At 43.0% G+C, this 26262-nt stretch carries 24 protein-coding genes; 5 read left to right on the forward strand and 19 right to left on the reverse strand.

What is annotated here, in order from left to right:
- Positions 1 to 288: 288 nt before the first annotated feature.
- Positions 289 to 2121 (reverse strand): glutamine--fructose-6-phosphate transaminase (isomerizing), encoded by a 1833-nt coding sequence (gene glmS / locus ABWV45_RS14375; protein WP_353352414.1) that lies wholly within the window; start codon positions 2119 to 2121, stop codon positions 289 to 291.
- 150 nt (positions 2122 to 2271) lie between these two features.
- On the reverse strand, positions 2272 to 3642 hold the full coding sequence (glmU, locus tag ABWV45_RS14380; RefSeq protein ID WP_353352415.1) for a bifunctional UDP-N-acetylglucosamine diphosphorylase/glucosamine-1-phosphate N-acetyltransferase GlmU: 1371 nt from the start codon (positions 3640 to 3642) through the stop codon (positions 2272 to 2274).
- Positions 3643 to 3799: 157 nt separating this feature from the next.
- Between glmU and ABWV45_RS14385 the strand changes: the two genes are divergently transcribed.
- Entirely contained in the window at positions 3800 to 4534 is a 735-nt protein-coding gene (locus ABWV45_RS14385) for a TrmB family transcriptional regulator (RefSeq protein WP_353352416.1), read from the forward strand.
- A 151-nt stretch (positions 4535 to 4685) separates the two neighbouring features.
- On the opposite strand, the gene ABWV45_RS14390 is transcribed toward ABWV45_RS14385, so the two are convergent.
- The 3 genes from ABWV45_RS14390 to ABWV45_RS14400 form a co-directional block, all read right to left on the reverse strand.
- Complete coding sequence (locus ABWV45_RS14390; RefSeq protein ID WP_353352417.1) at positions 4686 to 6287, reverse strand: phosphoethanolamine transferase; 1602 nt, start codon at positions 6285 to 6287, stop codon at positions 4686 to 4688.
- Positions 6288 to 6974: 687 nt separating this feature from the next.
- Positions 6975 to 7742 (reverse strand): formylglycine-generating enzyme family protein, encoded by a 768-nt coding sequence (locus ABWV45_RS14395; RefSeq protein WP_353352418.1) that lies wholly within the window; start codon positions 7740 to 7742, stop codon positions 6975 to 6977.
- A gap of 91 nt (positions 7743 to 7833) precedes the next feature.
- On the reverse strand, positions 7834 to 8502 hold the full coding sequence (locus ABWV45_RS14400; RefSeq protein ID WP_353352419.1) for an SGNH/GDSL hydrolase family protein: 669 nt from the start codon (positions 8500 to 8502) through the stop codon (positions 7834 to 7836).
- Between the two features lie 489 nt (positions 8503 to 8991).
- Here ABWV45_RS14400 and ABWV45_RS14405 point away from each other — a divergent pair, with 489 nt between their 5' ends.
- Positions 8992 to 9732: a hypothetical protein gene (locus ABWV45_RS14405; protein ID WP_353352420.1), complete on the forward strand. Its 741-nt coding sequence runs from the start codon at positions 8992 to 8994 to the stop codon at positions 9730 to 9732.
- Positions 9733 to 10176: 444 nt separating this feature from the next.
- Positions 10177 to 10797 (forward strand): hypothetical protein, encoded by a 621-nt coding sequence (locus ABWV45_RS14410; protein WP_353352421.1) that lies wholly within the window; start codon positions 10177 to 10179, stop codon positions 10795 to 10797.
- Between the two features lie 417 nt (positions 10798 to 11214).
- Here ABWV45_RS14410 and ABWV45_RS14415 read toward each other — a convergent pair whose 3' ends face one another.
- From ABWV45_RS14415 to mnmG, 13 genes are all read right to left on the reverse strand, one after another.
- Entirely contained in the window at positions 11215 to 11643 is a 429-nt protein-coding gene (locus tag ABWV45_RS14415) for a F0F1 ATP synthase subunit epsilon (protein WP_353352422.1), read from the reverse strand.
- A 14-nt stretch (positions 11644 to 11657) separates the two neighbouring features.
- Complete coding sequence (atpD, locus tag ABWV45_RS14420) at positions 11658 to 13055, reverse strand: F0F1 ATP synthase subunit beta (RefSeq protein ID WP_353352423.1); 1398 nt, start codon at positions 13053 to 13055, stop codon at positions 11658 to 11660.
- A gap of 35 nt (positions 13056 to 13090) precedes the next feature.
- Complete coding sequence (gene atpG, locus ABWV45_RS14425; protein WP_353352424.1) at positions 13091 to 13951, reverse strand: F0F1 ATP synthase subunit gamma; 861 nt, start codon at positions 13949 to 13951, stop codon at positions 13091 to 13093.
- Positions 13952 to 13996: 45 nt separating this feature from the next.
- Positions 13997 to 15541 (reverse strand): F0F1 ATP synthase subunit alpha, encoded by a 1545-nt coding sequence (gene atpA, locus ABWV45_RS14430; RefSeq protein WP_353352425.1) that lies wholly within the window; start codon positions 15539 to 15541, stop codon positions 13997 to 13999.
- Between the two features lie 16 nt (positions 15542 to 15557).
- Positions 15558 to 16094 (reverse strand): F0F1 ATP synthase subunit delta, encoded by a 537-nt coding sequence (locus ABWV45_RS14435; protein WP_353352426.1) that lies wholly within the window; start codon positions 16092 to 16094, stop codon positions 15558 to 15560.
- A 12-nt stretch (positions 16095 to 16106) separates the two neighbouring features.
- Entirely contained in the window at positions 16107 to 16577 is a 471-nt protein-coding gene (locus ABWV45_RS14440) for a F0F1 ATP synthase subunit B (protein ID WP_353352427.1), read from the reverse strand.
- A 44-nt stretch (positions 16578 to 16621) separates the two neighbouring features.
- Positions 16622 to 16849: a F0F1 ATP synthase subunit C gene (gene atpE, locus ABWV45_RS14445; RefSeq protein ID WP_353352428.1), complete on the reverse strand. Its 228-nt coding sequence runs from the start codon at positions 16847 to 16849 to the stop codon at positions 16622 to 16624.
- Positions 16850 to 16914: 65 nt separating this feature from the next.
- Positions 16915 to 17826, reverse strand: a complete 912-nt coding sequence (gene atpB / locus ABWV45_RS14450) for a F0F1 ATP synthase subunit A (RefSeq protein WP_353352429.1) — start codon at positions 17824 to 17826, stop codon at positions 16915 to 16917.
- A gap of 22 nt (positions 17827 to 17848) precedes the next feature.
- Complete coding sequence (locus tag ABWV45_RS14455; protein WP_353352430.1) at positions 17849 to 18220, reverse strand: ATP synthase subunit I; 372 nt, start codon at positions 18218 to 18220, stop codon at positions 17849 to 17851.
- 264 nt (positions 18221 to 18484) lie between these two features.
- Entirely contained in the window at positions 18485 to 19393 is a 909-nt protein-coding gene (locus ABWV45_RS14460) for a ParB/RepB/Spo0J family partition protein (RefSeq protein WP_353352431.1), read from the reverse strand.
- Between the two features lie 27 nt (positions 19394 to 19420).
- The gene (locus ABWV45_RS14465; RefSeq protein ID WP_353352432.1) at positions 19421 to 20194 is read right to left on the reverse strand and encodes a ParA family protein; all 774 of its coding nucleotides are present in this window, start codon (positions 20192 to 20194) and stop codon (positions 19421 to 19423) included.
- 146 nt (positions 20195 to 20340) lie between these two features.
- Positions 20341 to 20958 carry a 16S rRNA (guanine(527)-N(7))-methyltransferase RsmG gene (gene rsmG / locus ABWV45_RS14470; protein WP_353352433.1) on the reverse strand — a complete coding sequence of 206 codons (618 nt, stop codon included), beginning with the start codon at positions 20956 to 20958 and terminating at the stop codon, positions 20341 to 20343.
- A 137-nt stretch (positions 20959 to 21095) separates the two neighbouring features.
- On the reverse strand, positions 21096 to 22982 hold the full coding sequence (gene mnmG, locus ABWV45_RS14475; RefSeq protein WP_353352434.1) for a tRNA uridine-5-carboxymethylaminomethyl(34) synthesis enzyme MnmG: 1887 nt from the start codon (positions 22980 to 22982) through the stop codon (positions 21096 to 21098).
- A 208-nt stretch (positions 22983 to 23190) separates the two neighbouring features.
- Here mnmG and ABWV45_RS14480 point away from each other — a divergent pair, with 208 nt between their 5' ends.
- Entirely contained in the window at positions 23191 to 23535 is a 345-nt protein-coding gene (locus tag ABWV45_RS14480) for a tRNA modification GTPase (protein WP_353352435.1), read from the forward strand.
- Between the two features lie 406 nt (positions 23536 to 23941).
- Entirely contained in the window at positions 23942 to 24769 is an 828-nt protein-coding gene (locus ABWV45_RS14485; RefSeq protein ID WP_353352436.1) for an N-acyl homoserine lactonase family protein, read from the forward strand.
- A 78-nt stretch (positions 24770 to 24847) separates the two neighbouring features.
- On the opposite strand, the gene mnmE is transcribed toward ABWV45_RS14485, so the two are convergent.
- Positions 24848 to 26209: a tRNA uridine-5-carboxymethylaminomethyl(34) synthesis GTPase MnmE gene (mnmE, locus tag ABWV45_RS14490; protein WP_353352437.1), complete on the reverse strand. Its 1362-nt coding sequence runs from the start codon at positions 26207 to 26209 to the stop codon at positions 24848 to 24850.
- Between the last annotated feature and the right edge of the window lie 53 nt (positions 26210 to 26262).

Below are 26262 nucleotides of genomic sequence, written 5' to 3' on the forward strand. Positions count from 1 at the left end.
ACCATCTCATCGACCTACTTTTGTAGCTAGCATCAGGGAAATAAAAGCCCGTAGCGAGCGCCAGTCAGACAAGGCACCCGCAGGGCTGCGAAGCTCATAAAGATTTTTAAGTGAGGCGCATAGCTCGCCTATGTAACGAGCCCTAATCAACAATTGAGATTATAAAAATCCCGTCATGAGCGATGACTAGGGGAGGCGGAAAGATTGCGAAGCACTTGAGTGTATGTGGTTATACATGATGGTGCTGAGCAATCTTTTCAACAATGCCTAGTCGAGCGCAATAGGGATTTACTCCACGGTAACGGACTTGGCTAGGTTCCTCGGCTGATCCACATCCGTCCCGCGAAGAACCGCCACATGATAACTCAACAACTGCAACGGAATGATGTACAAAATCGGTTCCATTAAGTCACTGCATGATGGCATGGAAAGTACTTTCATATTATCTGTGCTTTGCACTTTTGCTTTTTCATCAGCGAACACATACAACTCGCCACCACGGGCGCGCACTTCTTCTAGGTTGGATTTCAGTTTATCCAACAATTCGTTTTGCGGAGCAACGGTGACGATTGGGGTGTCTTTATCCACCAGTGCCAATGGGCCGTGTTTTAATTCACCGGCAGGGTAAGCTTCAGCATGAATGTACGAAATTTCTTTCAGTTTTAACGCACCTTCCATTGCAATCGGATACATAGAGCCACGACCTAGGAACAAGCCATTATGTTTTTCGGCAAAGCCTTGGGCTAGGACTTCGATGTCGTTATCCATGGCAATGGCTTGTTCGATGAGCTCTGGCAGTTTTGCAAGGTCAGCCACGATTTCCTCTTCAACTTGATCTACCATGCCGTGACGACGACCAAGAGCGATGGTTAGTAGCATGAGGGCTACTAGTTGTGACGTAAATGCTTTGGTGGAGGCCACGCCGATTTCTGGTCCGGCGTTGGTCATGATGGCTAAATCCGATTCCCGTACTAACGAAGATCCGGGTACATTACAAATGGTTAAGCTGGCTGTGAAGCCTAACTCTTTGGCTTTACGCAAGGCCGCTAGGGTGTCTGCGGTTTCACCTGATTGAGAAATGGTAATGAATAAACTGTTAGGTAAGGCAACCGTTTTACGGTAGCGGTATTCACTGGCCACTTCGATTTGGCAAGGAATACCCACTAAACTTTCAATCCAATATTTAGCAACCAAACCTGAGTGGTAAGAAGTACCGCAGGCAATAATTTGCACCGCTTGAGTTTGATCGAATACTTCTTTGGCTTTTATGCCAAAGGCTTGTTCTAATAAGCGGGTTTTATTGATTCGACCTTCAAGACAGTTACGAATTACTTGCGGTTGTTCGTAAATTTCTTTCATCATGTAATGACGGAATTCACCTTTATCAGCGGCATCCATTTTGTGTTCAAACACAGAAACATCATGCACCACTTCAGCGTTGCTTTTATCCCATACGTGTACATGGTCGGTTGTGAGTTCCGCTACGTCCCCTTCATTTAAGAAGATGAAACGGTCGGTCACTTGCAATAGGGCAAGTTGGTCAGAGGCAATGAAATGCTCACCACTGCCTACACCAATGACTAAAGGAGAACCTTGTCGGGCGGCTACTAATTTACCCGGATGATCCGCACTAATCACTCCTAATGCATAGGCCCCATCTAAACGAAGAATGGTTTCTTTTACCGCATCGGTTAGCGATGAGGTTTTTTGCAGATTTTGGTGAATTAAGTGCACCACCACTTCGGTGTCGGTTTGCGATAAGAATTTGTAACCATCCCCTTTTAATTCTTCACGCAGTTCTTCATAGTTTTCGATGATGCCATTATGCACAATAGCAAGACGCTCACCGGACATGTGCGGGTGAGAGTTATCTTGTGATGGCTTACCATGGGTGGCCCAACGAGTGTGAGCAATACCGATTTTGCCAGCAAATGGGTCCGCGGCTATGCCATCTTCTAGTTCTTTTACTTTACCCATACGACGACAACGCTGAATTTGGTTGTCAGTATTTAATACAGCTAAACCTGCGCTGTCGTAGCCGCGATATTCAAGACGTCGCAGACCTTCGACTAGTATTTCGTTTACGTCACGCTGGGCGATACCACCGACAATTCCGCACATATCTTTAATTCCTTGCTTATTGGAAAACGGGAGATGTGAGACTCTGTAAAGTCATCTTTTTTCCCTCGTTTTCCTTTTTATTCTTTTATTCAGTAATTTGTTAGGAGTTTGTGAATCATTTTGCTCATCTCACATATTCCATCCAGCGTCTTACTTTTTGGCTGGTCGCTGCCATTTCAAATTAACCTGCTTACCACGAGCCACTGCTAGTTTGTCAGCTTCAACTTCTTTGGTAATGGTGGAGCCTGCTGCTACGGTTGCGCCATCACCAATTTTAACTGGTGCCACTAGTGCTGAATTAGAGCCTACAAATGCGTTGTCGCCAATTTCGGTTTTAAATTTATTCACACCATCATAATTACAGGTAATGGTGCCTGCGCCAATATTGGCATTTTTACCTATGATGGCATCACCAATGTAGGTCAGGTGATTCACCTTGCTGCCTTCGCCAATGATGGATTTTTTCACTTCGCAGAAGTTGCCCACTTTTGCACCGTTTTCTAAAACCGCGCCAGGGCGTAAGCGAGCATAAGGACCAATATCACAACCATCTTTCACTAAGGCGTCTTCTAAATGACTAAAGGCTTTTACTTTTGTACCGGCTGCAAGGGATGTATTTTTGATAATGCAGTTAGCTTCAATCGTGACGCCATCACCAATAATTACATCACCTTCTAAAATAACATTCACATCAATGACTACATCACGCCCTACGGTAACACCAGTTGAGTTACCTAGACGAATGTCCAAGCGGGCAGGGTCTAATACTGTTACCCCTTGGGCCATTAAATCGGATACCAAACGTGCCTGATTCCAACGTTCGAGTTCTGCTTGTTGTGCGCGGTTATTCACGCCAAAAGTTTCTTCGGCATATTTAGGCTGAATAGTTTGTACGTCAATACCTGCATTAACCGACATGGCAATAACATCGGTTAAATAATATTCACCTTGTGCGTTATCGTTCGATAATTGCGGTAACCATTCATGTAGTTTTTCAGTCGGCACAGACAAAATGCCGGTATTGCATTCTTGAATAGTCAACTCGGATTCGTTTGCGTCTTTGTGCTCAACGATGGCTTTCACTTTGTTATTGGCATCACGGACAATACGGCCATAACCCGTTGGGTCATCCATGTTAACGGTTAATAAGCCCACGTTTCCACTTTTGCAGATGTCGATTAGTGACGCCAACGTGTTGGGTTGTATTAGCGGTACATCACCATACAAAATTAACGTGACGCCTGCAGGTGCTAGGTTATCTAGGGCCATCATAACCGCATGACCTGTGCCTTTTTGCTCTGTTTGCAAAGCAAATTGAATACCTGCTTGTTGGCTAAACTGGGTTTTTACTTGATCAGCCCCATGACCGACCACCACGTGCATGGCATCCGCCTGAACCTGTGCAGCGGCATCAATAACATGGCCTAACATGGGCTTGCCAGCAATTGGGTGTAATACTTTGGGAAGGTCGGATTTCATACGGGAACCTTGTCCCGCTGCTAAGATAACCACATCTATCATTGTTTTTTCTTTGCTCCTTGCATGGTCGTACCTTCATATAGGCCATTAATTTGAGACCATGTGTCAATTTTGCACTGACAGTTATTAAAGGGGATTACTCAGTTTATTGAGTTTGATAGAATTTACAATCCACTTTGTCACAAAAAAAATGACAACCATGAATTTAAATGCCTTGAAACACTTAGACCTAAGCGAACGAGAAATCACGCTTTATCATAACTTAGTCATCCTAGGTCCAACTTCAATCCGTGACCTAGCAGCAAAAGCAGGTTTAAACCGTGGTACCACTTACGAGACATTAAAAGTATTAGTTAGCAAAGGCATGGTGAATTATTTACCAAAAGGTAAGCGTCGTATTTTTCAAGCAGAAGCACCCGAGCGACTAATTGATTTAGCCGAACAAAAACGCCAGCACTTAGAGCAAACTCTAATTGATTTGAAAACCGACATCATTCCCGAGTTAAAACATTTAAAAACGGATATGGTCGCGGGCAATGTACGCTTTTATGAGGGAGATGATGGTGTAGAGCTGGTGCTCAGAGATATTTTAAGCAGTGTAGATCGCAGTAAAACCAAACGATATTCCGTTATTTCCACTCAGGCATTACGTGAGCACTTGTATCGGCCGTTCCCTAATTTTACCAAACAACGTGTGGCTAAAAATATCAATGTGCGGGTAATCGCCATAGGTGACGGTGGTGACGAAGCCGAACTAGCAGAACGTAAATGGCTAAAAGGAAAGGGAGATGCATCGTATATTGCCATCTATCCGCCTAAAGTCGCCATGATTTCGTTAGCTGATAACAACTACCCTGTGGTAGTTGTAATTGATAGTGATGCCATTGCAGGCACGCAACAGATGATGTTTGACACCTTGTGGGCTGGGCTTTAGTTAGCGGATATACCCTCACTTTTATGTTCACAACTATGACCTGCTTGGCTGATAACCGCTATCTTATGGTGGTAGCTAGTAGTGGTGCTAGCACAGGCACCTAGCAAATAATGTTCATTTTTTAGGCCTAAAGCTATCTTCTACAACTTCTTCAACTATCACATATTTCTTTTTTCATTGACTCTAAGTTGTATGTCATAAAACCTGCTTCCCCAAAAACATCCGTACCATTTAGGTAATAAACCCCAGACTTTTCATTTGGATTAAATATTTCGTAACCCAATAATTTAGCTATTTCATGACTGATCAAATAATGATTACTCATACAACCAAACTCTTGTTTTAATCGCTGAGCTTCACCTTCTGGTAAATTCGGGCCGTAAAATAAAAAGGGGACTCGCGCCATATCTATATCTACGGCATTGTGGCCAAAACGCCCCCCTTGGCCCGTAAGTTCCCCATGATCAGGGACAAAGAAGATATAGGTTGGCTTACCTGATTTTTGGAAGAACTCATATATGTCTGCAATGACTTTTTGTGTATATAGCACAGAATTATCGTAACTGTTTAATGTATATTCTGCATATGACTGCCCTTCAACAGGGAATACCGTCTGTGATTCGGGGTAGTTATCAACATACGGTACATGAGTGCTCCGCATATGTAGAGTTATAAATTGAGGTTGGTCATAGTTTAGGTTTAGTGATTTTAACTCCATAAGTAGGCGATCATCATACTTACTATCATAGTGGCTTAAATGTTTGTTTTCTTTCCATGTATCAATATCCGCCAATGAAAATGCATATGTTAAGCCTCCTGCATTTTTTTGAGTGGTTATATAATGTGTTTCATAACCTGATTGTTTGGCTAAACGGTAAAGCGCCGCATCCATCTTACTAATATGAGCAGCATTATCAGGCTCATAAACACCATTATAAAATAATGTGAGGGATACCCGAGTGGAAACTGCACTGGATATCGCTGGGATGTAAAAGAAGGCCGGATCAGATGCATAAGGCATCAAATCAGGGGTGGTTTTCCGAGCATAACCAAAAAGCTCCATATTGAGATCACTCAGGCTCTCTCCCATGAGAATGACTATATTTGCCTTATCAGTTAACGTTTTAGTGATCTCATAAGGTTGATATACAGGCATCTCTTTACGCAAACCTACCAATATTTTTAACTGTCGCGCAGTAAAAAATGACACACTGTACAGGCCATTTTTAACCGCCGAGTGAGCGATATTCGGTTGGAACTTTTGTGATGCTTTCGCATTTAAAGATTGTATAAATGGCAAGATTAAAATAAGTACAAATACAGCCCAGCTATAGCGAAAAGTGTAACTCTCTAAGTGGTACTTTTTATAGGTATAAAACGCGACTCCATAAAAAAACAGGGTCAAACCAAACACTGGCAGTAAAAATTTTAGGCTATCGGTAAAGCCAATGATCGTATCATGCACCTCTCCCATCATTAACACTATATCAAACGCACTGTAAAAGCCTCCAAAGTATTGGAAGTACATAAGCTGCGTAGCTTGCATCAATGCTAAAGCAAGTAATACCACTTGATTAAACCGAGGTGTTGGGCTCAATAACATGGATACCATTAACACCAAAGTAATCAAAATACTCTTAAAATCATATCCCGCTAAATAATTTTTATTGAATACGCCGTAAATAAGGTCAGGAAGAATAACCAACGCCCACAAGGACAAGAGTACTAAAAGAGTATTTTTCAGTTTGAGCACAAGCCATTCTCGATATTAACTTAACGCGGCTATTATAAAGAAAATGTTACAAAACATCCCGCTTTATGCTTAGCAAAATATCTAAGCGCATAATCCTTCTAACCGATGTGACAGGTGTAAATGTACAGCTCTATACGAAAAGAGGTATTAATCGACTTTAATATGAATAATAAGTGGCACTCAAAACACATGAGGCGCTTTAGAGATCATGTACGAATGTCGGCCATATTAATGCATCCCTATTTCAATTCACTGCGATGTAAAGAAGCACTTTCAATTGATTTCAAACCCTGCTTTTAATAACGAACCCTAGGCCAGCATATACCACAAAGGAAAACGATACGTTTTTGATAATTTGATACAAGTAATCAAAAGCACTGTCCGTGTTACTAACATCATTAATTATGCTTACTTAGCTTTGATCCATTACAACATTTCATATGATCAATTAAAACGATAACGCACATTAGTCACTACTGTTTGAAGTTGGTTGCGGAGGATAATACCGCTTGATCGGAAGCAAAGGTCAAGACCCCACCTTGATTTGCTTAACTTGAGCGTTTGCATCACTCAAGTTGAGATCGCAATCTCCTCTTTAATAGGGTAAATATCTGAGTCGAATACTGTGCTCTCTTTTTGCAATGCACACACTAAAGTAGAAATAAGACGATATTCCGTGGTTTGCACTTATTTAGCCTTAGCCACCAAGCGGAACCCTGCAATATCATTTTTTGCATTCAAGCGACTCGCTGAGCGTGCCATGGTTTGGCCACTGAACCAGCTTGAGCCACGTAATACACGGCGCTCACCCACTTTTGGTCCTTCTGGATCTGTGACTTTAGTTGTTGGATACTCACCATAGTAGTCACTAACCATTTCCCAAACATTACCATGCATATCAAACAACCCCCAGTGATTAGCTTGATAACTGGCTACAGGTTTTGGTCCCTTAGCTCGCGCCCCCACCTCACATTCTCCGTAAGGATCAAGTGCCTTAAAATTTGCGTGTGAAGCTTTTAAACATTTACCTGTTGAAAACGGCGTCTTCGTTCCCGCCCTTGCTGCATATTCCCACTGCGCTTCTGTGGGTAGATGATAACTGTATTGAGTATCTTGTTGGTTGAGCTTTTCGATGAATGCTTGAATCCATTCAAATTTAACTCGATTGACAGGGCATTGCTGCCCACAGTTTCGATGGCTGGATGGATCCCCCTGCATTAGAGTGACCCATTGCTTTCGTGTGACCTCTGTGGTTTGCAACCAGAAATTTTTGCTTATAAGAACAGGATGCTGACGTTCATCTTCTCTGCGACCAAGCTCAACCTCTGGACTACCCATCAAGAATTCACCTGCCTTAATTTGAACAAACTCCATTCCTAAAAAGTTACTTATCTTATCTTGTGCCATCGCACCAAAAGACACACCAACTAAAATAAGACCTAACAAGACATTCATAGCAACCAACCAACGTAATTGAAGTAATCATTAAAGCAAAAAAAAACACCGTGAGGCTATCACGGTGTTTTCTTTTCAATAAAGCGGAATCTTAGTTAAGTTCAGCTTTAATTAGATCAGCCAGCACACGTGAACCCGCTGCAGTTGGGTGAATGCCATCGCTACTGATATAACGCCATTCGTTACCTTGGAAGCTTGCACGAGTATCGATGAAATCAATGCCCATAGCTGGGTAGTTAGCCGCTTTATAATTTGCTGACTCTAGGTTAATTGCATTGTTGTTTTCATCTTCAGTGTAGTAGTAACCAAGGAAGATAATTTGATCCATACCATCGTCTTGCATATCAGAAACCATACCTGCAATGGCTTCTTCCACATCAGCCAATACACCAGAAACACAAGCTGAAGTTGAGCAATCACCGCCGTCGCCTAATAGGAAGTCGTTACCACCACCGTTAAAGATCACTGTATCAATACCCGTCTTAGAAGCTCGGTCGTATTGACGAGGAATACGGTAATAACTAGAGCAGATCAAGTTACCACCCAGCATTTGGCAGCCACTACGTGCATGAGTGTCAATTTCTTCGTTTAGGTCATCTTCAAGGTAAGAGTGGATATCACCAGACAGTGCGAATATTGAATCGCCCACAATCATTTTTGATGGGCCATTGCTACCACCGCCACCACCACCGATGGCATTAGCACCAGAAACAAGAGCAAAAGAGAAAGCGGCTAGCATTACATTTTTTAGGCTAAGCATGAGAGGGAACCTTCATAGTTTTTGTTATATTTAATTATTATTGTGTGCGATCTTTTCTTTATTCTTATCATTTCTCGCTGATTAAATATTAAACAACAGGAAATTAGGTGGCAATTTTAACCGACTAATTTTTTTAAAAAGTGTAACACTAGTGACAACTTACAAATCTAGCTAAACAAATCTTACTTAAGTGCTAGATAGAATTTATCAAAAAATAAGTAATGGCCTGTAATGACCAAAAAGTGCATGATCAACTTCCAAATTTGTTAGAATAATTTCAAATAAAAACAAAATAGTTTAAGTTCTTTCATTCCATTATTGGTCTGACCCGTGGTTTTTAGGTCTTTTTTTGACTAAAAAGACAATTAGTCAGTAATAAAGCGACATATTCTTAATAAAAATGACATTTTGATCAATTGGGTAGCTGAAAATTATCAACAGATAGATTAAGTTATGAGTCTCAAAAAAATAAAAAACAGGTTATCTCTTATGTTAAGAGTTGCATTATCCTTAAGCTTAATGCTAGTTAGCCTCTCTAGCATGGCACTTACCCCATTTGAAAGACACTTCCTTGCTGTTACCCAAGGCATGTCATCTTTTTACATGTATCTGTTATCAAATGAAGATAAGAAATTCAAAGTAGCGTACGAAAAGCAATTCGATCTGGCCACCGAGTTCATTATTGAATCGAAAGACCCGAGCAAGCAAAATATTCTAAAACGCTGGATGGAATTAAAACCAACATTGGCTTATGACAAAAGTAAGGGGATGGGCTTATTACTTCCTCAGTCTGCACGTTTAGGTTTTAGAGCCTATGTAGTGGATTTATATTTAGAGTTTCAAAAAAATCCAAAGGGAAGTAAATACGCTATTAATGCCTATGAACGCATTCAGATTTTCAGCTCATTATTATCTGCACGATCACTAGACTTAGACAGTTCAATTTACGGCACCAACCTGTTTAACGATCACGACCGTTTATTGGATCAAGTTGAGGTGGCTAATCAAGTAGAAGCAGACCTTAAAGCTCTACTTGGTTCAGGCCTACCAAAAAGCTATCAAAAACAACTAAGAAGAATAGAAGCAAAATTCCGTTTTATGAAGCCATCTTTGGTTGATTATGACACTCGCTCAGCCACATATTTGTTATACCAAAACGCATTGGCCATCGATAAAATCATGACTGAGCAACAACAAGACCAAAATGTTATTGCCAGCAGCCTGCTTTAATTATTGTGAGCACTGGTACTATGGCTATTTACCAACTTAACGGGGGTCTTTGTATCAAAATGGAATGGCTTGAAAGTTATAAACCGCCCCTATTACAGAGTCGTCAACTTGAAACCGTCAGATTCGAAAGGTATATAAATAACGCTTGTTTTACTGCTCTGCTGGTATAGCAACAGAGCAGTAACTAGGCTCTTCTTTTTTAAGCCCGTCCAAACTACCAATTCAGCTTGTATGCCGTCGCATGATTAGATCTTTAGGTGAATTATGTCACCTATGTTACACAATATATCTCATATATAGGTTATTTTTGTAATAAATAATAATTAAAATGACAGGTATTCTCTGATGTTTAGAGCTGCAATTAGCATAATTCTCGTTTTTTTAAGCATCTCCGTAAATGCTTTATCCTCATTTGATAAACACTATCTTTCTGTTACCAAGGGCATGTCAGCATTTTATATGTACTTGCTATCCAGTGAAGACAAACGATTTAATCAAGATTTTAATCGCTATTTCAAAGAAGCTACTTCCCATATATCACAATCAAGCGACCCCGTTGATAAGCAATTCTCTCAGAAATGGCAGGAATTGCTCCCAACATTAAAATATGAGCAAATGGTCGGTATGGGTGCATCTTTGAATGAGAATATTCGAGGGAATTTCAGAAAATATGCCGTTGATTTATTTCTAGAACATAAAAATAGGCAAAAAAAATCCCTTAATACAGTTGAAGCTTTGGGCCGAATTCAGCTCAATACCTTTTTACTTTCAGCTAGAGCACTGGATGTAGACAGTACGATATACGGTACAACTATGTTTACACAGCATGATTTTTTATTAGATCAAGCAGAAGTATTCAAACAAATACAGTTGGATTTAGAATTTCTTCAAACGTCTAAATTATCCGAAGCCGCGTTTATCCAACTTCGTAGAATTCAAGCAAAATTGGACTTCATGAAATCATCATTAATTGATTACAACACCCAATCTGCCACTTATCTTTTATATCAAAATGCACTTTCTATTACTAAGATTATTAAGAAACTAACCAGCAATAATGTGTGACCTGCGCTTCAAACAATCTAAATTACCCAGAATTAAATAACTAAAATTAAAACCAATAAAACCGCATAAGCGGTTTTTTTCATTTAATTAGTCACCACTTACAAATTATCGCCTAGCCACTTTTTCACAGACCTACCCCATAGAAGTCATTTAAATTCTGAATAAGGCAAGCTAATGAGCTTACTTAATTCAGATACAACAGACATAAAAAAACCCGCAAAAGCGGGTCTTTTCATTTAGGTAATGGTTAATTAAGAAATTAACGCTTACCCAGTTTTTCGCGGATTTGCTGCTCAGTGCAAACATAAGCCATGTGAGTTTAATAGGGCAAGCTGATCAGCTTACTTAATTCATAAACATCAGATATAAAAAAACCCGCAAAAGCAGGTCTTTTCATTTAGGTAATGGTTTAAGAAATTAACGCTTACCTAGTTTTTCGCGGATTTGCTGCAGGGTGCGAATCTGAGCCATTGATTCCGCAAGCTGAGACGCGGCACGAGAGTAATCAAAATCACCGTTTTGATTTTCTAGTGCTTGCTCAGCGTGTTTTTTCGCTTCAAGCGCGGCTGCTTCGTCGATGTTATCAGCGCGTAACGCAGTATCAGCCAAAACTGTTACTGAGTTAGGCTGAACTTCTAAAAAGCCACCTGATACGTAGAAGATTTCCTCTTCACCGTTCTGCTTAATAATGCGAACGGGGCCTGGTTTTAGTGAAGTCACAAGGGCAGCGTGACCAGGCATTACACCTACATCACCCTGCTCACCTGCCGCAACTAGCAGCTCAACCAAGCCGGAGAAGATAGCCTCTTCAGCGCTAACGATATCGCAGTGAACCGTCATTGCCATAGCTTTCTCTCCTATTAGAAGGTTTTCGCTTTCTCGATTGCTTCTTCGATTGTACCTACCATGTAGAACGCTTGTTCTGGTAGAGCATCGAATTCACCATCTAACAAACCTTTGAAGCCACGGATCGTCTCTTTAAGCGATACGTACTTACCAGGCGCGCCAGTGAAGATTTCAGCAACGTGGAAAGGTTGAGATAAGAAACGCTCGATCTTACGTGCACGAGATACAGTTTGCTTATCTTCTTCAGACAGTTCGTCCATACCAAGGATGGCGATGATGTCTTTCAGTTCTTTATAACGCTGCAATACAGTTTGAACGCCACGAGCTACGTCGTAGTGCTCTTGACCGATTACTAGAGGATCTAACTGACGAGAGGTAGAGTCTAGTGGGTCGATTGCAGGGTAGATACCTTTTGAAGCGATTTCACGAGACAGAGATACAGTTGAGTCCAAGTGAGCAAACGTAGTTGCTGGGCTTGGATCCGTCATATCATCCGCAGGTACGTATACCGCTTGGATAGAGGTGATCGAACCAGTTTTAGTCGAGGTAATACGCTCTTGCAGTACACCCATCTCTTCAGCAAGAGTTGGCTGGTAACCTACCGCAGAAGGCATACGACCTAGAAGTGCAGATACCTCAGTACCCGCAAGTGTGTAACGGTAGATGTTATCTACGAAAAGTAGTACGTCTTTACCTTCGTCACGGAATTTCTCAGCCATGGTTAGACCAGTCAACGCTACGCGTAAACGGTTACCCGGTGGCTCATTCATTTGTCCGTAAACCATGGCTACTTTAGATTTGGTTTTGTCGTCTAGGTTTACAACACCAGACTCAGCCATTTCGTAGTAGAAATCGTTACCTTCACGAGTACGCTCACCAACACCAGCGAATACAGATAAACCTGAGTGCGCTTTTGCGATGTTGTTGATTAATTCCATCATGTTTACAGTTTTACCAACACCGGCACCACCGAATAGACCAACTTTACCACCCTTAGCGAATGGACAAACTAGATCGATTACTTTGATACCAGTCTCTAGCAAATCTGTAGAGTTTGCTTGCTCATCGAAAGTTGGGGCTTTACGGTGAATAGAAGAAACTTCTTTCTCACCAATTTCGCCACATTCATCGATAGGACGTCCAAGAACGTCCATGATACGGCCAAGTGTTTCAGTACCAACTGGTACTTGAATTGGACCGTTTGTGTTTTCAGCTACTAAACCGCGCTTTAGGCCTTCTGTAGAACCCATGGCGATGGTACGTACGATACCGTCACCCAGCTGTTGTTGAACTTCTAGCGTGATTTCTCCGCCTTCAACTTTAAGCGCGTCATATACTTTTGGTACTGAATCGCGTGGGAATTCCACATCGATTACAGCGCCGATGATCTGTACGACCTTTCCGCTACTCATTGTTAAATCCTCTTATAAACCTTTAATCTGCAAGCCTATACCGCTGCTGCGCCACTACAGATCTCGGAGATCTCTTGTGTAATCGCTGCCTGACGAGCCTTGTTGTATAACAAGTTCAGCTCTTTAATGAAGTCACCTGCATTGTCGGTTGCGGCTTTCATCGCCAACATCCGTGCTGCCATCTCACACGCTGTGTTTTCAACAACGGCTTGATATACCTGAGACTCAATGTAACGAACCAACATTTCGTTTAATAATGCTTGCGCATCTGGTTCGTAGATGTAGTCCCAGTGGCCACTTAGTGCTTCGTCTTGTTCAGCTTCAAGCGGTAGAAGTTGTTCAACGGTTGGTTTTTGCGTCATGGTGTTAACAAACTTGTTGCCCACTAGATACAAACGGTCGATTTCGCCGTTATCAAACTTATCTAGCATCACCTTAACACTACCGATTAAATCGTTGATTTCTGGTACGTCACCCATGTGAGTTTTAGCTGCAACCACATTGCCGCCGAAGCTTTTGAAGAATGAAACGCCTTTTTGGCCAATGGCACAAATATCCACTTCAACTTTATCTTCGTTGAACTGTTGCATTTCTTTCATCAAGCTACGTAGCAAGTTGGTGTTTAAGCCACCACATAAACCACGGTCAGAAGTCACGACGATGTAACCAACGCGTTTTACTTCTCGCTCTTGCAGATAGGCATGACGGTATTCACTGGTAGCGTTGGCCATATGGCCCACTACCGCGCGGATTTTTTCCGCATATGGACGGCCAGCTTCCATACGAGTCTGCGCTTTACGCATCTTCGAGGCGGCTACCATTTCCATAGCAGATGTAATCTTACGCGTATTGTTAATACTGCCGATTTTCTGCTTAATCTCTTTTCCGACTGCCATATGACTGCCCCTATTATCTACTCGGCGAACCGACTAAGCCGAAGCTTAGTAGGTTTGAGTTGCCTTAAATTTCTCAAGTAAGTCTTTCAGACCATTCTTCTCGTCGTCACCGTATTTACCGGCACCGTTAATCAGATTTACTAGGTCTTTGAACTCAGCGTGGGCGTAAGAAAGAAGTGATGCTTCAAAGTCACCAATTTTTTCTACGGCTACGTCTTTTAGATAACCTTCGTTAGCAGCGAATAGCATGATAGCCATTTCTGCTACAGACATAGGCGCGTACTGTTTCTGCTTCATTAGTTCAGTAACAGCTTTACCGTGCTCTAACTGCTCACGAGTCGCGTCATCTAGGTCAGATGCGAAGGCAGCAAACGCTGCTAGTTCACGGTACTGAGCCAAGGCTAGACGGATACCACCACCTAATTTAGAGATGATCTTAGTTTGTGCAGAACCACCAACACGCGATACCGAAATACCGGCGTTCATTGCTGGGCGAATACCCGCATTGAATAGGTTAGTTTCTAAGAAGATCTGACCATCTGTAATGGAGATAACGTTAGTTGGTACGAACGCAGATACGTCACCACCTTGAGTTTCGATGATAGGCAGAGCGGTTAAAGAACCGGTTTGACCTTTCACTTCACCATTGGTGAATTGCTCAACGTAGTTCGCATTTACGCGAGATGCACGCTCTAGTAAGCGAGAGTGCAAATAGAATACGTCACCAGGGTATGCTTCACGACCAGGAGGACGTTTCAATAGCAATGAAATTTGACGGTAAGCCCAAGCTTGTTTAGTCAAATCATCATATACGATTAGTGCGTCTTCACCGCGGTCACGGAAGTATTCACCCATTGCACAACCAGAGTACGCAGACAAGAACTGCATAGAAGCTGGATCAGATGCAGAAGCGGCTACGATAATGGTGTTTTCCATTGCGCCGTGTTCTTCAAGTTTACGAACAACGTTCGCAATTGAAGATTGCTTCTGACCGATGGCTACGTATACACACTTAATGCCAGAGTCTTTTTGGTTGATGATCGCATCGATTGCCATCGCTGTTTTACCAGTCTGACGGTCACCGATGATAAGTTCACGCTGGCCACGGCCAACAGGAACCATGGCATCGACTGATTTATAACCAGTTTGCACAGGTTGATCTACTGATTTACGAGAGATTACGCCCGGAGCAATACGTTCTACAGGAGTAGATACTTTTGCTTCGATTGGGCCTTTCCCGTCAATTGGGTTACCAAGAGCGTCAACCACACGGCCAAGTAGTTCTGGGCCAGTAGGTACTTCAAGGATACGACCAGTACAACGAGCCTTTTGGCCTTCTTGTAGTGGTAGGTAATCACCCAATACGATTGCACCGACAGAATCGCGCTCTAAGTTAAGCGCCATGCCGTATAGGCCACCGTCAAATTCAATCATTTCGCCGTACATTACGTCGGCTAGTCCGTGGATACGCACGATACCGTCAGCGACGGATACTATGGTACCTTCGGTGCGAGCTTCAGAAGACGTATCAAGTTTCTCGATACGGCTTTTGATCACATCGCTAATTTCGCTAGGATTTAGTTGCTGCATGCTTTATCCCTCAAACTCAGGAGTTCATCGCTTCGGCTAACTTGGCCAACTTGCCTTTAAGCGTACCGTCAATTACCAAATCACCCGCTCGGATGATGGCACCACCTACTAATGTTGAATCAACAGTAGTGGTTACACGTACGTCTTTATCAAGTTTGGCTTTGAGAGCTTGAGTCAATTTTTGCTTAGTATCGTCCGTTACTTCGAAAGCGGAGATGATTTCTACATCTACGGCTTTTTCTAGCTCGGCCTTCAAGTGCTCAAACTGTTCAGAAATTTGTGGTAGCAGAGAAATACGTTTGTTTTCTGCTAGAACTGAAACTAGGTTTTGACCTGCTTCGTTCAATATTTCACCACAAACATCAATAAATGTTTGAGCCTGCTGTGTGCCGGTTAGGCCAGGATTAGAAAGTACTTCTTCTACCTGATCTTGATCGGCTACTTGGCTGGCTACTGAAAGCATGGTTGACCATGCTTGCAATTCACCAGCGTCAACAGCGGCTTGGAAGGCTGCTTTCGCGTATGGACGTGCCAATGTTGAAAGTTCAGCCATGGTAAACCTCGCTTATAGCTCTTCTGCCAATTTATCAAGAAGCGCATTGTGCTTCTCAACATCAATTGAGGTTTCCAGGATTTTAGAAGCGCCGGCTACTGCTAGTGCTGAAACCTTACTACGTAAAGTTTCTTTCGCGCGGTTAACTTCTTGATCAATTTCTGCTTGAGCTGCAACTTTAATGCGGTCGCCTTCTTTGTGAGCCGTTTCTTTGGCTTCATCAATGATTTGGCTAGCGCGCTTGTTGGCTTGCTCAATGATCTGGGCAGCTTGTTCTTTTGCTTCACGTAATTGAGAACCGGCTTTTTCTTGCGCCAATTTTAAATCACGTTCAGCACGATTCGCTGCGTCCAAACCATCTGCGATTTTCTTTGCACGTTCTTGCATTGCATTGATTAGCGGAGGCCAAACAAACTTCATGCAGAATGCAACGAAAACAGCAAAGGCGATGATTTGGCCAATCAGAGTCAAATTAATATTCACGCCTTAGTCCTCTAGTTCGTTGTGTTACGTATGAAAGTTAAAGATTAACCTGCAACTGCGAACATTAGGTATAGACCAAGACCAACACCGATCATAGGTACGGCATCTAATAGACCAGCGATAAGGAACATTTTACCTTGTAGCATTGGCGCTAGTTCAGGCTGACGAGCAGAACCTTCAAGTAGACGACCACCAAGGATACCGAAACCGATAGCCGTACCTAGTGCACCTAGACCGATCATAAGAGCGGCTGCGATGTAGATCATTTCCATAATTTACTCCAGTTTTTTAAAGTTAAGTTAAAATTAACGGTTAAGTTAAAGGGTTAAAAAATCGTTTAATGGTCTTCGTGAGCCATAGACAAATACACTATGGTCAACATCATAAAGATGAATGCTTGCAACGTGATTACAAGAATGTGGAAAACTGCCCACGCCCATTGTAGTACGCCACCAAGTAAACCAAGCGCTAAGCCAGCCGAGAACAGTAGTGCGATAAGGATGAAGATCATCTCACCTGCATACATGTTACCGAACAAACGCAATGCCAGTGAGATCGGCTTAGCGATCAAGGCAATGGACTCTAAGAAGAAGTTCACAGGTACAAATAACGCCTGAACAAATGGGTTCTTAACGTTAAATGGGTGTAGGGTTAGCTCACCAAGGAAGCCGCCGAAACCTTTTACTTTAATGCTGTAGAAGATCATCAAGGCAAATACGGTAATGGACATACCCATGGTAATGTTAGGGTCAGTTGAAGGTACCACTTTCATGAATGCATGGTGTGGATCATTGCCTGCTGCGGCAAAGCCTAGTTCGAACAGCTTAGGTAATACGTCTACTGGGATTAAATCCATGAAGTTCATCATGAAAACCCAACAGAAAATAGTTAACGCCAATGGTGCAACCAGAGGGTTACGACCGTGGAAAGATTCTTTCACTGTGTTGTCAATGAATTCAACCATTACTTCTACGAAGTTCTGGAAGCCCGTTGGCACACCTGTAGTGGCTTTACGAGCTGCGCGATAGAACAAGAACATGATCAATGCGCCAAGGCCTATCGACCAAGCTAATGAGTCAACATGCAGTGCCATGAAGCCCATTTGACCCGCTTCAGCAGCACTTTGTGCTAGTGTCCACGTATCTTCAGTTAGTACTGTACCATCTACTCGCTCAGTGCCTTCCGGTAATTTACCGTAGGTTAAGTTAGTGAGGTGGTGTTTTATGTATTCGGTCGAATTACCCGCCATAAGTCACTCTCGTCTAAAAGGTTTATATTTTTGCAATCTTAGAAACAAATACGTTTACGCTTAATACCAACACAAAGGTTGTCATCAATGCGAGAAAATCCAAGGGTTGTATCAGCTTAAATGCTGCAGCGAACCCAATCGCTGTGAGTACCATTTTCCATGTGCCACCCTGATAAAACGATTGCAGCATAGGTTGTACTTGGCGCGCCCCTGTGTACAAAAACGCTTTATGTATAAAGTAAGCGTTGGGGATAGCGCATATTAATCCACCGGCTAGGGCGGATATGGCGGCATCTTGGCTGCGAATCAAAAACAGGCCTGTGCAAACCAGTGTTAAGGCTAACTGAATCAGCGTAATACGATAAACCGGAGGCCTAGAAATGGTTTGTCTCAAAGGTATCTCCGACTGTCACTTACCAACATCAACAGCGATCATCCACTAACATCGCCTTAAATAAGGCGCGCCGAATTATATTGGCTATAGGAGTTAGCTTCAACCAGCCATTCACTTTATTCTCATTTAAATTAAGCATTTACAGTGACACAGGGTAACCACTGTTTGTTTTTCATACAAACGAACGCGAGTGTAGTTGTGTTAATAACAGATAACAATGAAACTATCAGCCAACTATGCAAAGTTGGCTGATATAGAGGAGGATTATTTGATGTGGCTTAAAATGCCGTCTAACTCATCTAAGCTAGCATAGTTGATCACCAACTTGCCTTTGCCTTTGGCGTTATGTTTGAGCTCTACTTTTGCGCCAAGACGATCACCCAAGCTTGTCTCTAAACGCTGGATGTTAGGATCCGATTTTGGTTTAGCTATATTGGATTTTTGCTCATGCCAAGTGCGCACTAAGGCTTCGGTTTGGCGAACCGTAAAGCTTTTAGCTACCACATGTCGAGCCGCTTCACTTTGATGCTCATCTTGTAAGCCAAGCAGGGCGCGGGCATGGCCCATTTCAATATCACCATGCTCTAGTAATATGCGCACATCATCATTTAAATTCATCAAGCGTAGTAGGTTTGTTACGGTCACACGACTTTTACCTACCGCTTCGGCTACTTGCTGCTGAGTTAATTCAAACTCTTGTTGTAATCGAGACAAGGCCACCGCTTCTTCCATTGGGTTGAGATTCTCCCTTTGGATATTTTCAATCAGCGCCATGGCGATGGCCGCTTCGTCGGCTACTTCGCGGATAATAGCAGGCACTTCATGCAGCCCAGCCATTTGCGCAGCGCGCCAGCGACGTTCACCGGCGATGATTTCGTATTTGGTATTTTTAGCGGAAGGGGCGATGGCACGTACGACGATGGGCTGCATAATGCCCTGTACTTTGATGGATGCGGCCAGCTCTTCCAGTGCTTCTGGGTGCATGTCTTTGCGCGGCTGATACTGGCCCGGTTGCAAAAATTCTACAGGTAAGTTCTTTAGTACATCTTTACTACTAACGGTTTCAGATTCGGCTTGCTCTGGCACATCTTGATTTTGATTGCCTTTTTGACTGGCTGCTCCTGCCAGTAGGGCATCCAACCCCATTCCACCTAATCCACGTTTTTTTGCCATGTTCTTGATGCCGCTTAAATAAAGTAATTAATGTTGTACAGATTGGTTTTTGCGATTCACTTCACCAGCTAGAGCTAAATAAGACACAGCCCCTCGTGAGTTTTTATCATAACACAGAGCAGGGATGCCATAACTAGGGGCTTCCGCTAAACGAATATTACGGGGAATCACGGTGCCATAGACTTTGTCACCAAAGTGATTAATCAATTGTGCTGATACGTCGGTGGTTAAACTGGCCCTTGGGTCATACATGGTGCGCAATAAGCCGTCGATTTCTAATTTCGGGTTTATTTGTTTAATACGCTCAATGGTATTCATTAATGCTGTTAAGCCTTCAAGTGCATAATACTCGCATTGCATGGGGATAATGATACCGTCAGCAGCCACAAAGGCATTCACGGTTAACATGTTAAGTGATGGTGGACAGTCAATTAGGATATAGTCGTATTGATCTTTCACCGCATCCAGCGCCATTTTTAATCGGCGTTCTTTGTGGTCTAAATCCATTAGCGCCACTTCGGCGGCGGTTAAATCACCGTTGGCAGGAATCATGTCGTAACCAGCTGGGTCTGTGGCAACTTTCACATCATTAACCGCTGCACTTTCAACCAAAACATCATAAACAGATTGCTCCAGTTCATGCTTATTCACGCCGCTGCCCATGGTGGCATTTCCTTGTGGGTCCAAGTCGATGACCAATACTTTACGTTTTGTCGCCACCAAAGACGCAGATAAATTAACAGTGGTGGTGGTTTTACCCACTCCGCCTTTTTGATTGGCTACCGCAATGATTCGACCCACAAAACACCTTTTTTATCAGGCGTCGACGTCACACGTCGCACGCAAAAAATTCCATTACACAAAAAGACTATCCGATATTCGAGAAAATAAATACGAGCTTAAAGTCTATTTCTTTTTGTTAAGCACCAGACCCCAGTCATTGGACGTCAGGCTTTCTTGATTTTAACCAAATGACGCTCTCCATCTTCACCGGGAACGTGCAAAGCAAAACAGTCTACCACAGTCACTCGATCATCCAATTCATCAATTTCCGCCTGTGGGTATATCCCTTTCATGGCGTAAAAGAAGCCACCTTCCTTAAGTAAATGAATACTACCATCTACCATATCTTTTAAAGTAGCAAAGGCGCGGGAAGTAATGGCATCAAACAAGGGTGCTTCAAAGGACTCTATACGGGATTGCACAGGAGTCATATTCCCAAGCTTTAGCTCAATTTTGCTTTGAGTTAAAAAGCGAGTTTTTTTGCCATTACTATCAAGCAAGGTAAATTGTTTTTCTGGAAAACAAATGGACATGGGAATGCCCGGCAAACCCGGCCCTGTGCCCACGTCTAAAATACGCTCACCAGTAATATGAGGGATAATACTGAGGCTATCTAACAAGTGGCGGCTGATCATTTCTTTTGGATCACGTACCGCGGTTAGGTTGTAGGCTTTATTCCACTTTACCAACAAAGCATGGTAATCCAGTAGTAGCTGGATTTTATCTTCGCTAAGTTCTAGGCCTTGTTTGATTAAGCCAGTTTTGAGTAGTGCGTCGTACATTGGGGGTCCATTGATGGGTTACGCTTTTCGTGTGACTCAAAGCTAACCCATCCTACAAGCTTTGGTTTAAGTAGGGTGGGTTAGCCAAAAAACTGAAACTGTTAATTAAAACGCTTACGGCGTAACCCAACAATATTTTAAGCTGATTGTTTTTGCACACTGTGATGCTTTTTCAAATAAATCAGCAGCTGGCTTAATGCCGCTGGCGTCACCCCTTGAATACGGCTTGCCGTTCCCAAGGTTTCCGGCTGCAAGGTCGATAATTTTTGCAGGATCTCGTTACTCAAACCACCTACTTTTGAATAGTCCAAATCTTTTGGCAGCTGGGTATTTTCATAACGGCGCATTTGCTCAATTTCTTCAAGCTGGCGTGTTATGTAACCTTCATACTTAGCAGCAATTTGAACCTGTTCAGACACTTGCGGGTCGGCAACGGCTTCGCCTTTCAAATGGGCCAAATCCTTGTATTCAATTTCAGGTCGCTTAAGTAAATCCATCAAACTGTATTCACGGGTTAATGGCTGCTTTAACTTTGGTTCTAGTTGCTTGCTTTCATCAGAGCCCGCCTGAATCCATGTGCTTTTTAAACGCTGTGTCTCTAATTCAATGGCTTCACGTTTTTCACAGAATGCAGCCCAGCGTTCATCGCCTACCAATCCTAGCTCGCGACCGATTTCAGTTAGGCGTAAATCAGCGTTGTCTTCACGCAGAATCAAACGGTATTCCGCACGGGAGGTGAACATGCGGTAAGGCTCGTTAGTACCCATGGTGATCAAGTCATCCACTAATACACCTAAATAGGCTTCATCACGACGTGGATACCACGCGTCTTTTTCCATGCTACGCAGGGCCGCGTTGGTTCCGGCTAATAAGCCTTGCGCTCCGGCTTCTTCATAACCGGTTGTGCCATTGATTTGCCCCGCGAAAAACAAGCCATTCATGAACTTGGTTTCTAAACTGTGTTTCAAATCTTGCGGATTAAAATAATCGTATTCGATGGCGTAACCCGGACGCGTAATATGGGCGTTTTCGAAACCCTTCATACTGTGGATAAGCTCAATTTGTACGTCAAATGGCAAACTAGTACTGATGCCATTTGGGTATAACTCGTGGGTGCTTAACCCTTCAGGCTCAACAAAAATCTGGTGTGAGTTTTTGTCAGCAAAGCGCATGACCTTGTCTTCAATTGATGGGCAGTAGCGTGGACCGACCCCTTCAATAACCCCTGAATACATTGGGCTTCGATCTAAACCACCACGAATAATGTTGTGGGTTTTTTCATTGGTATGGGTAATAAAGCAATCAATTTGTTCTGGATGATCGGCCTGAGAACCCATGAATGACATCACGGGTGTCACGGCATCACCGGGCTGACGTTGCATCACTGAAAAATCCACACTGCGTGCATCAATACGGGCAGGGGTTCCGGTTTTTAAGCGGCCAACATTAAACGGTAATTCACGCAAACGCTTGGCTAGGTTATTAGATGGTGGATCACCAGCACGACCACCTTGGTAATTATCCAAACCTATGTGAATAACCCCACCTAAAAAAGTACCTGTGGTTAACACGACAGAATCCGCATGTATGCGAATACCTGCTTGGGTAACAACCCCTTTAACGGTATCCCCTTCAACGATTAAATCGTCACAGGCCTGTTGGAAGAATTCTAAATTAGGCTGGTTTTCCACAATGTCACGTATCGCCGCTTTATATAAAGCACGATCAGCCTGAGCACGGGTAGCGCGCACGGCTGGGCCTTTGCGGCTATTAAGGGTACGAAATTGAATGCCCCCTTTATCGGTGGCGCGAGCCATGGCCCCATCAAAAGCGTCGATCTCTTTCACTAAATGAGATTTACCAATACCGCCAATGGCAGGGTTACAGGACATAACACCCACGGTTTCAATACTGTGAGTAATCAACAGGGTTTTACACCCCATACGCGCAGCGGCCAAGCAGGCCTCGGTACCAGCATGGCCACCGCCTACTACAATTACGTCATAACGCTTTGGAAAATCCACGCAATCACCTCTGCACATAGAAATGCAATAAACTTGATTATTTATTGCTCAAAAATTCACCAGGGCGGGCATTATATAGATAGGGCGCTTTATACGCTAGACACAACGGGCAACTGATCACGATTCTTGCCCATAAAACTGGCATTTTAACTGGCTTACAGGCAAATTTAAGGATGACCCAAACTCACTTCACGGCATAATAAATACAATGAGACTAATACCCTTATCTATATTAAGCCTATTTTTGGTATCTGGATGCTCTGGCCTCAGAACCACAGATCAAACCTTCATGGCCCACGCCGAGAACTTCAACTTGTTGTTTATGCAAATTCCAGGTGGGGATAGCCAACAAAGGGCCATGGCATTAGTTCCTGAGCATGCCCAAATTGATACGCTGATTAGCTCACCAAACGATACCACCAGCTTTATTGGGGTGCTCAATCGCATAATTGGTATTGATTACACCACCATTAATGGGCGTATCACTCACAACAGAGAAAAGATATCCAAAGACCCTGTGGATAACCATCCTAGCTCTTCCTTTCAACTATAAATTTCATCCACAAGATGATGCCACCACCTTGTGGATTTAAAACCATTCACAATTTGTTCAATCATTCTACTTTATCCACAACCTTGCTACCCACTATAAATAAAGGGCTGAAGACAGGTACTCACACGTTAGTTATTCCTTACCCACAAATAATCACAGTTTATTAACAGGTTAATTCCACTGAATTTCAACGACCAGACTCAATTAAATAACCGAATAATATGGCACGATATGGAAGGTTTTCCACAACATAAAACAAGTAAATCAACATATTAACCACAGTGTTACCCACAACTCCTTTAAAAAACCAATTAACGCAAAAGGAGAAAAATAAAGCTCTACCTTATTGTTATAAAAATTCGTTAAAGTAATGGCAATCCTGACATCTAATTAAGGAAATACTTGGATGAAGACCCCTATTTTACTTTTAATCGCTTTATTGGCTTTCCCTACAATCGGTTTTGCCAAACCCAACCTAACCCTACATGTATTTGAATGTGGCAATATCGAAGTTCGAGATATCTCTATGTTCTCACCGGGCATTGATAAAGGGGTCACCAAGGAGCTCACAAACAGCTGCTACCTCATTCGTCACGAAAAAGGCACCATGATTTGGGATACAGGATTTATAGACGCCATAGGCGAGAACGGCGCAGAAGGGTTTGGCGGAATGATAAAAATGACAGTGACAAATCCTCTATCTAAGCAACTGGCTGAGATCAATATTAACCCCGCCGATATCGATTATATTGGCATTTCACACTTTCATGGAGATCATACGGGTAACACTAACTTATTTAGCAATGCCGCATTATTGATTCAACAAGCGGAATACAATGCGGCATTTGGCCCAGCACCAGAAAAATTTGGTTTCAACCCACCAAGCTATGCCCAACTGGATAAATCTAAATTCAAAATACTTAATGGCGACCATGATGTATTTGGTGATGGCAATGTTGTCATCAAATCCGCACCAGGACACACACCGGGCCATCAAATGCTATACATCAACTTGCCAGAATCTGGTCCAATCGTATTATCTGGTGACTTATACCACTTCACTAAAAATAGAACCCACAAGCGGGTCCCTTCATTTAACTTTAATAAAGAACAAACCTTAGTTGCGATGGAAGCCATTGAGAATTTTGTAAAAGATGAAAATGCGCAGTTTTGGATTCAGCACGATAAAGAACAGAATGCGACGATTAAGCATTCCCCTGAGTTTTATAAATAGTTTCATCAAATATCAGACATTAAAAAACGCAGCTTAGGCTGCGTTATTTGTTTGTACTTTGAGTGATTCAAAAAAACATTACTTACCAATACAAAAACTGCCAAAAATTTTACCCAATAAGTCATCACTGGTGAACTCACCGGTGATTTCATTAAGTGCGTTTTGCGCCATGCGTAAATCTTCAGCTAACAATTCACCGGCGCTGGCACCTAACAGCTGATCTAAACCGTTATCTAAAAATTCTTTAGCTTGATTGAGTGCATCTATGTGACGACGACGGGCTATGAAGCCACCTTCGCTGGCGGCATCAAACCCCATCACCGCTTTAAGGTGCTCACGCAGTACTTGCACACCTATTCCGTCTTTGGCGGATATACAAATGGCTTGTGAATCTTTTACAAAACCAGAAACTTCACCGGTTAAATCCGCTTTGTTGCGAATGACAGTGATGCGTTCAGGGTGAGGCAAGCGGCCTACAAAATCCGGCCAAATTTCATCGGGTTTCGTAGATTGGGTTTCGGTGCCGTCAACCATGAGCAATACACGATCCGCTTGTTCTATTTCATTCCAAGCGCGCTCAATGCCGATGCTTTCTACTTCGTCTGGGGTATCACGTAACCCAGCGGTATCAATAATGTGCAGTGGCATGCCATCAATATGAATATGTTCGCGCAGTACATCGCGGGTAGTACCAGCAATGTGCGTGACAATAGCAGTGTCACGTCCAGAAAGGGCGTTTAACAAAGAAGATTTGCCTGCGTTGGGCCGACCTGCAATGACTACGTTCATGCCTTCACGCAACAAGGTACCTTGATTGGCTTCTTGCATGACAGTGGCAAGATTGACCATTACTGCTTTTAAGTCCGCTTCTACTTTGCCATCGCTAAGAAAATCGATTTCTTCTTCAGGAAAATCAATGGCGGCTTCCACATAAATTCGAAGATTAATCAGGCTTTCTACCAATTCATGGACTCGCTTGCTGAATGCCCCTTGTAACGAACGCACCGCACAGCGGGCCGCTTGCTCAGAGGCAGAATCGATTAAATCGGCGATGGCTTCTGCTTGAGTTAAATCCATTTTGTCGTTTAAGAAAGCACGCTCAGAGAATTCTCCAGGGCGAGCTGTTCGCGCACCTAGCTCACACACGCGCTTTAAGATGAAATCCAACACCACTGGGCCACCATGACCTTGCAGCTCCAGTACATCTTCACCTGTGAAGGAATTAGGCCCTTCAAAGTATAAGGCGAGGCCTTCGTCTAGGGTTTCATCGGATTCATCTTTAAACGGACAGTAATGGGCGTAACGGGGTTTGGGAACAAATCCCAGCATCGCATTTGCGATGGCGTTAGCTTTAGGCCCAGACACACGCACGATACCCACGCCACCTCGACCCGGGGCGGTGGCAATAGCGGCAATGGTGTCTGTGTTGAGTTGCATCATAGAAGTAAGATGTGAGACGTAAGAGGTTAGATGAGAAAAAAGAAAGAAGATAA

The sequence above is a fragment of the Oceaniserpentilla sp. 4NH20-0058 genome (assembly GCF_040371755.1).
In the GTDB taxonomy this organism is placed as follows: Bacteria; Pseudomonadota; Gammaproteobacteria; order Pseudomonadales; family Oceanobacteraceae; genus Bermanella.

Excerpts from the sequence above, each read along its gene's own strand:
- glmS (WP_353352414.1), bottom strand. The coding sequence starts at position 2,121 with ATGTGCGGAATTGTCGGTGGTATCGCCCAGCGTGACGTAAACGAAATA.
- glmU (WP_353352415.1), bottom strand. The coding sequence starts at position 3,642 with ATGATAGATGTGGTTATCTTAGCAGCGGGACAAGGTTCCCGTATGAAA.
- ABWV45_RS14385 (WP_353352416.1), top strand. The coding sequence starts at position 3,800 with ATGAATTTAAATGCCTTGAAACACTTAGACCTAAGCGAACGAGAAATC.
- ABWV45_RS14395 (WP_353352418.1), bottom strand. The coding sequence starts at position 7,742 with ATGAATGTCTTGTTAGGTCTTATTTTAGTTGGTGTGTCTTTTGGTGCG.
- ABWV45_RS14400 (WP_353352419.1), bottom strand. The coding sequence starts at position 8,502 with ATGCTTAGCCTAAAAAATGTAATGCTAGCCGCTTTCTCTTTTGCTCTT.
- ABWV45_RS14405 (WP_353352420.1), top strand. The coding sequence starts at position 8,992 with ATGTTAAGAGTTGCATTATCCTTAAGCTTAATGCTAGTTAGCCTCTCT.
- ABWV45_RS14410 (WP_353352421.1), top strand. The coding sequence starts at position 10,177 with ATGTCAGCATTTTATATGTACTTGCTATCCAGTGAAGACAAACGATTT.
- ABWV45_RS14415 (WP_353352422.1), bottom strand. The coding sequence starts at position 11,643 with ATGGCAATGACGGTTCACTGCGATATCGTTAGCGCTGAAGAGGCTATC.
- atpD (WP_353352423.1), bottom strand. The coding sequence starts at position 13,055 with ATGAGTAGCGGAAAGGTCGTACAGATCATCGGCGCTGTAATCGATGTG.
- atpG (WP_353352424.1), bottom strand. The coding sequence starts at position 13,951 with ATGGCAGTCGGAAAAGAGATTAAGCAGAAAATCGGCAGTATTAACAAT.
- atpA (WP_353352425.1), bottom strand. The coding sequence starts at position 15,541 with ATGCAGCAACTAAATCCTAGCGAAATTAGCGATGTGATCAAAAGCCGT.
- ABWV45_RS14435 (WP_353352426.1), bottom strand. The coding sequence starts at position 16,094 with ATGGCTGAACTTTCAACATTGGCACGTCCATACGCGAAAGCAGCCTTC.
- atpE (WP_353352428.1), bottom strand. The coding sequence starts at position 16,849 with ATGGAAATGATCTACATCGCAGCCGCTCTTATGATCGGTCTAGGTGCA.
- atpB (WP_353352429.1), bottom strand. The coding sequence starts at position 17,826 with ATGGCGGGTAATTCGACCGAATACATAAAACACCACCTCACTAACTTA.
- ABWV45_RS14460 (WP_353352431.1), bottom strand. The coding sequence starts at position 19,393 with ATGGCAAAAAAACGTGGATTAGGTGGAATGGGGTTGGATGCCCTACTG.
- rsmG (WP_353352433.1), bottom strand. The coding sequence starts at position 20,958 with ATGTACGACGCACTACTCAAAACTGGCTTAATCAAACAAGGCCTAGAA.
- ABWV45_RS14480 (WP_353352435.1), top strand. The coding sequence starts at position 23,191 with ATGAGACTAATACCCTTATCTATATTAAGCCTATTTTTGGTATCTGGA.
- ABWV45_RS14485 (WP_353352436.1), top strand. The coding sequence starts at position 23,942 with ATGAAGACCCCTATTTTACTTTTAATCGCTTTATTGGCTTTCCCTACA.
- mnmE (WP_353352437.1), bottom strand. The coding sequence starts at position 26,209 with ATGATGCAACTCAACACAGACACCATTGCCGCTATTGCCACCGCCCCG.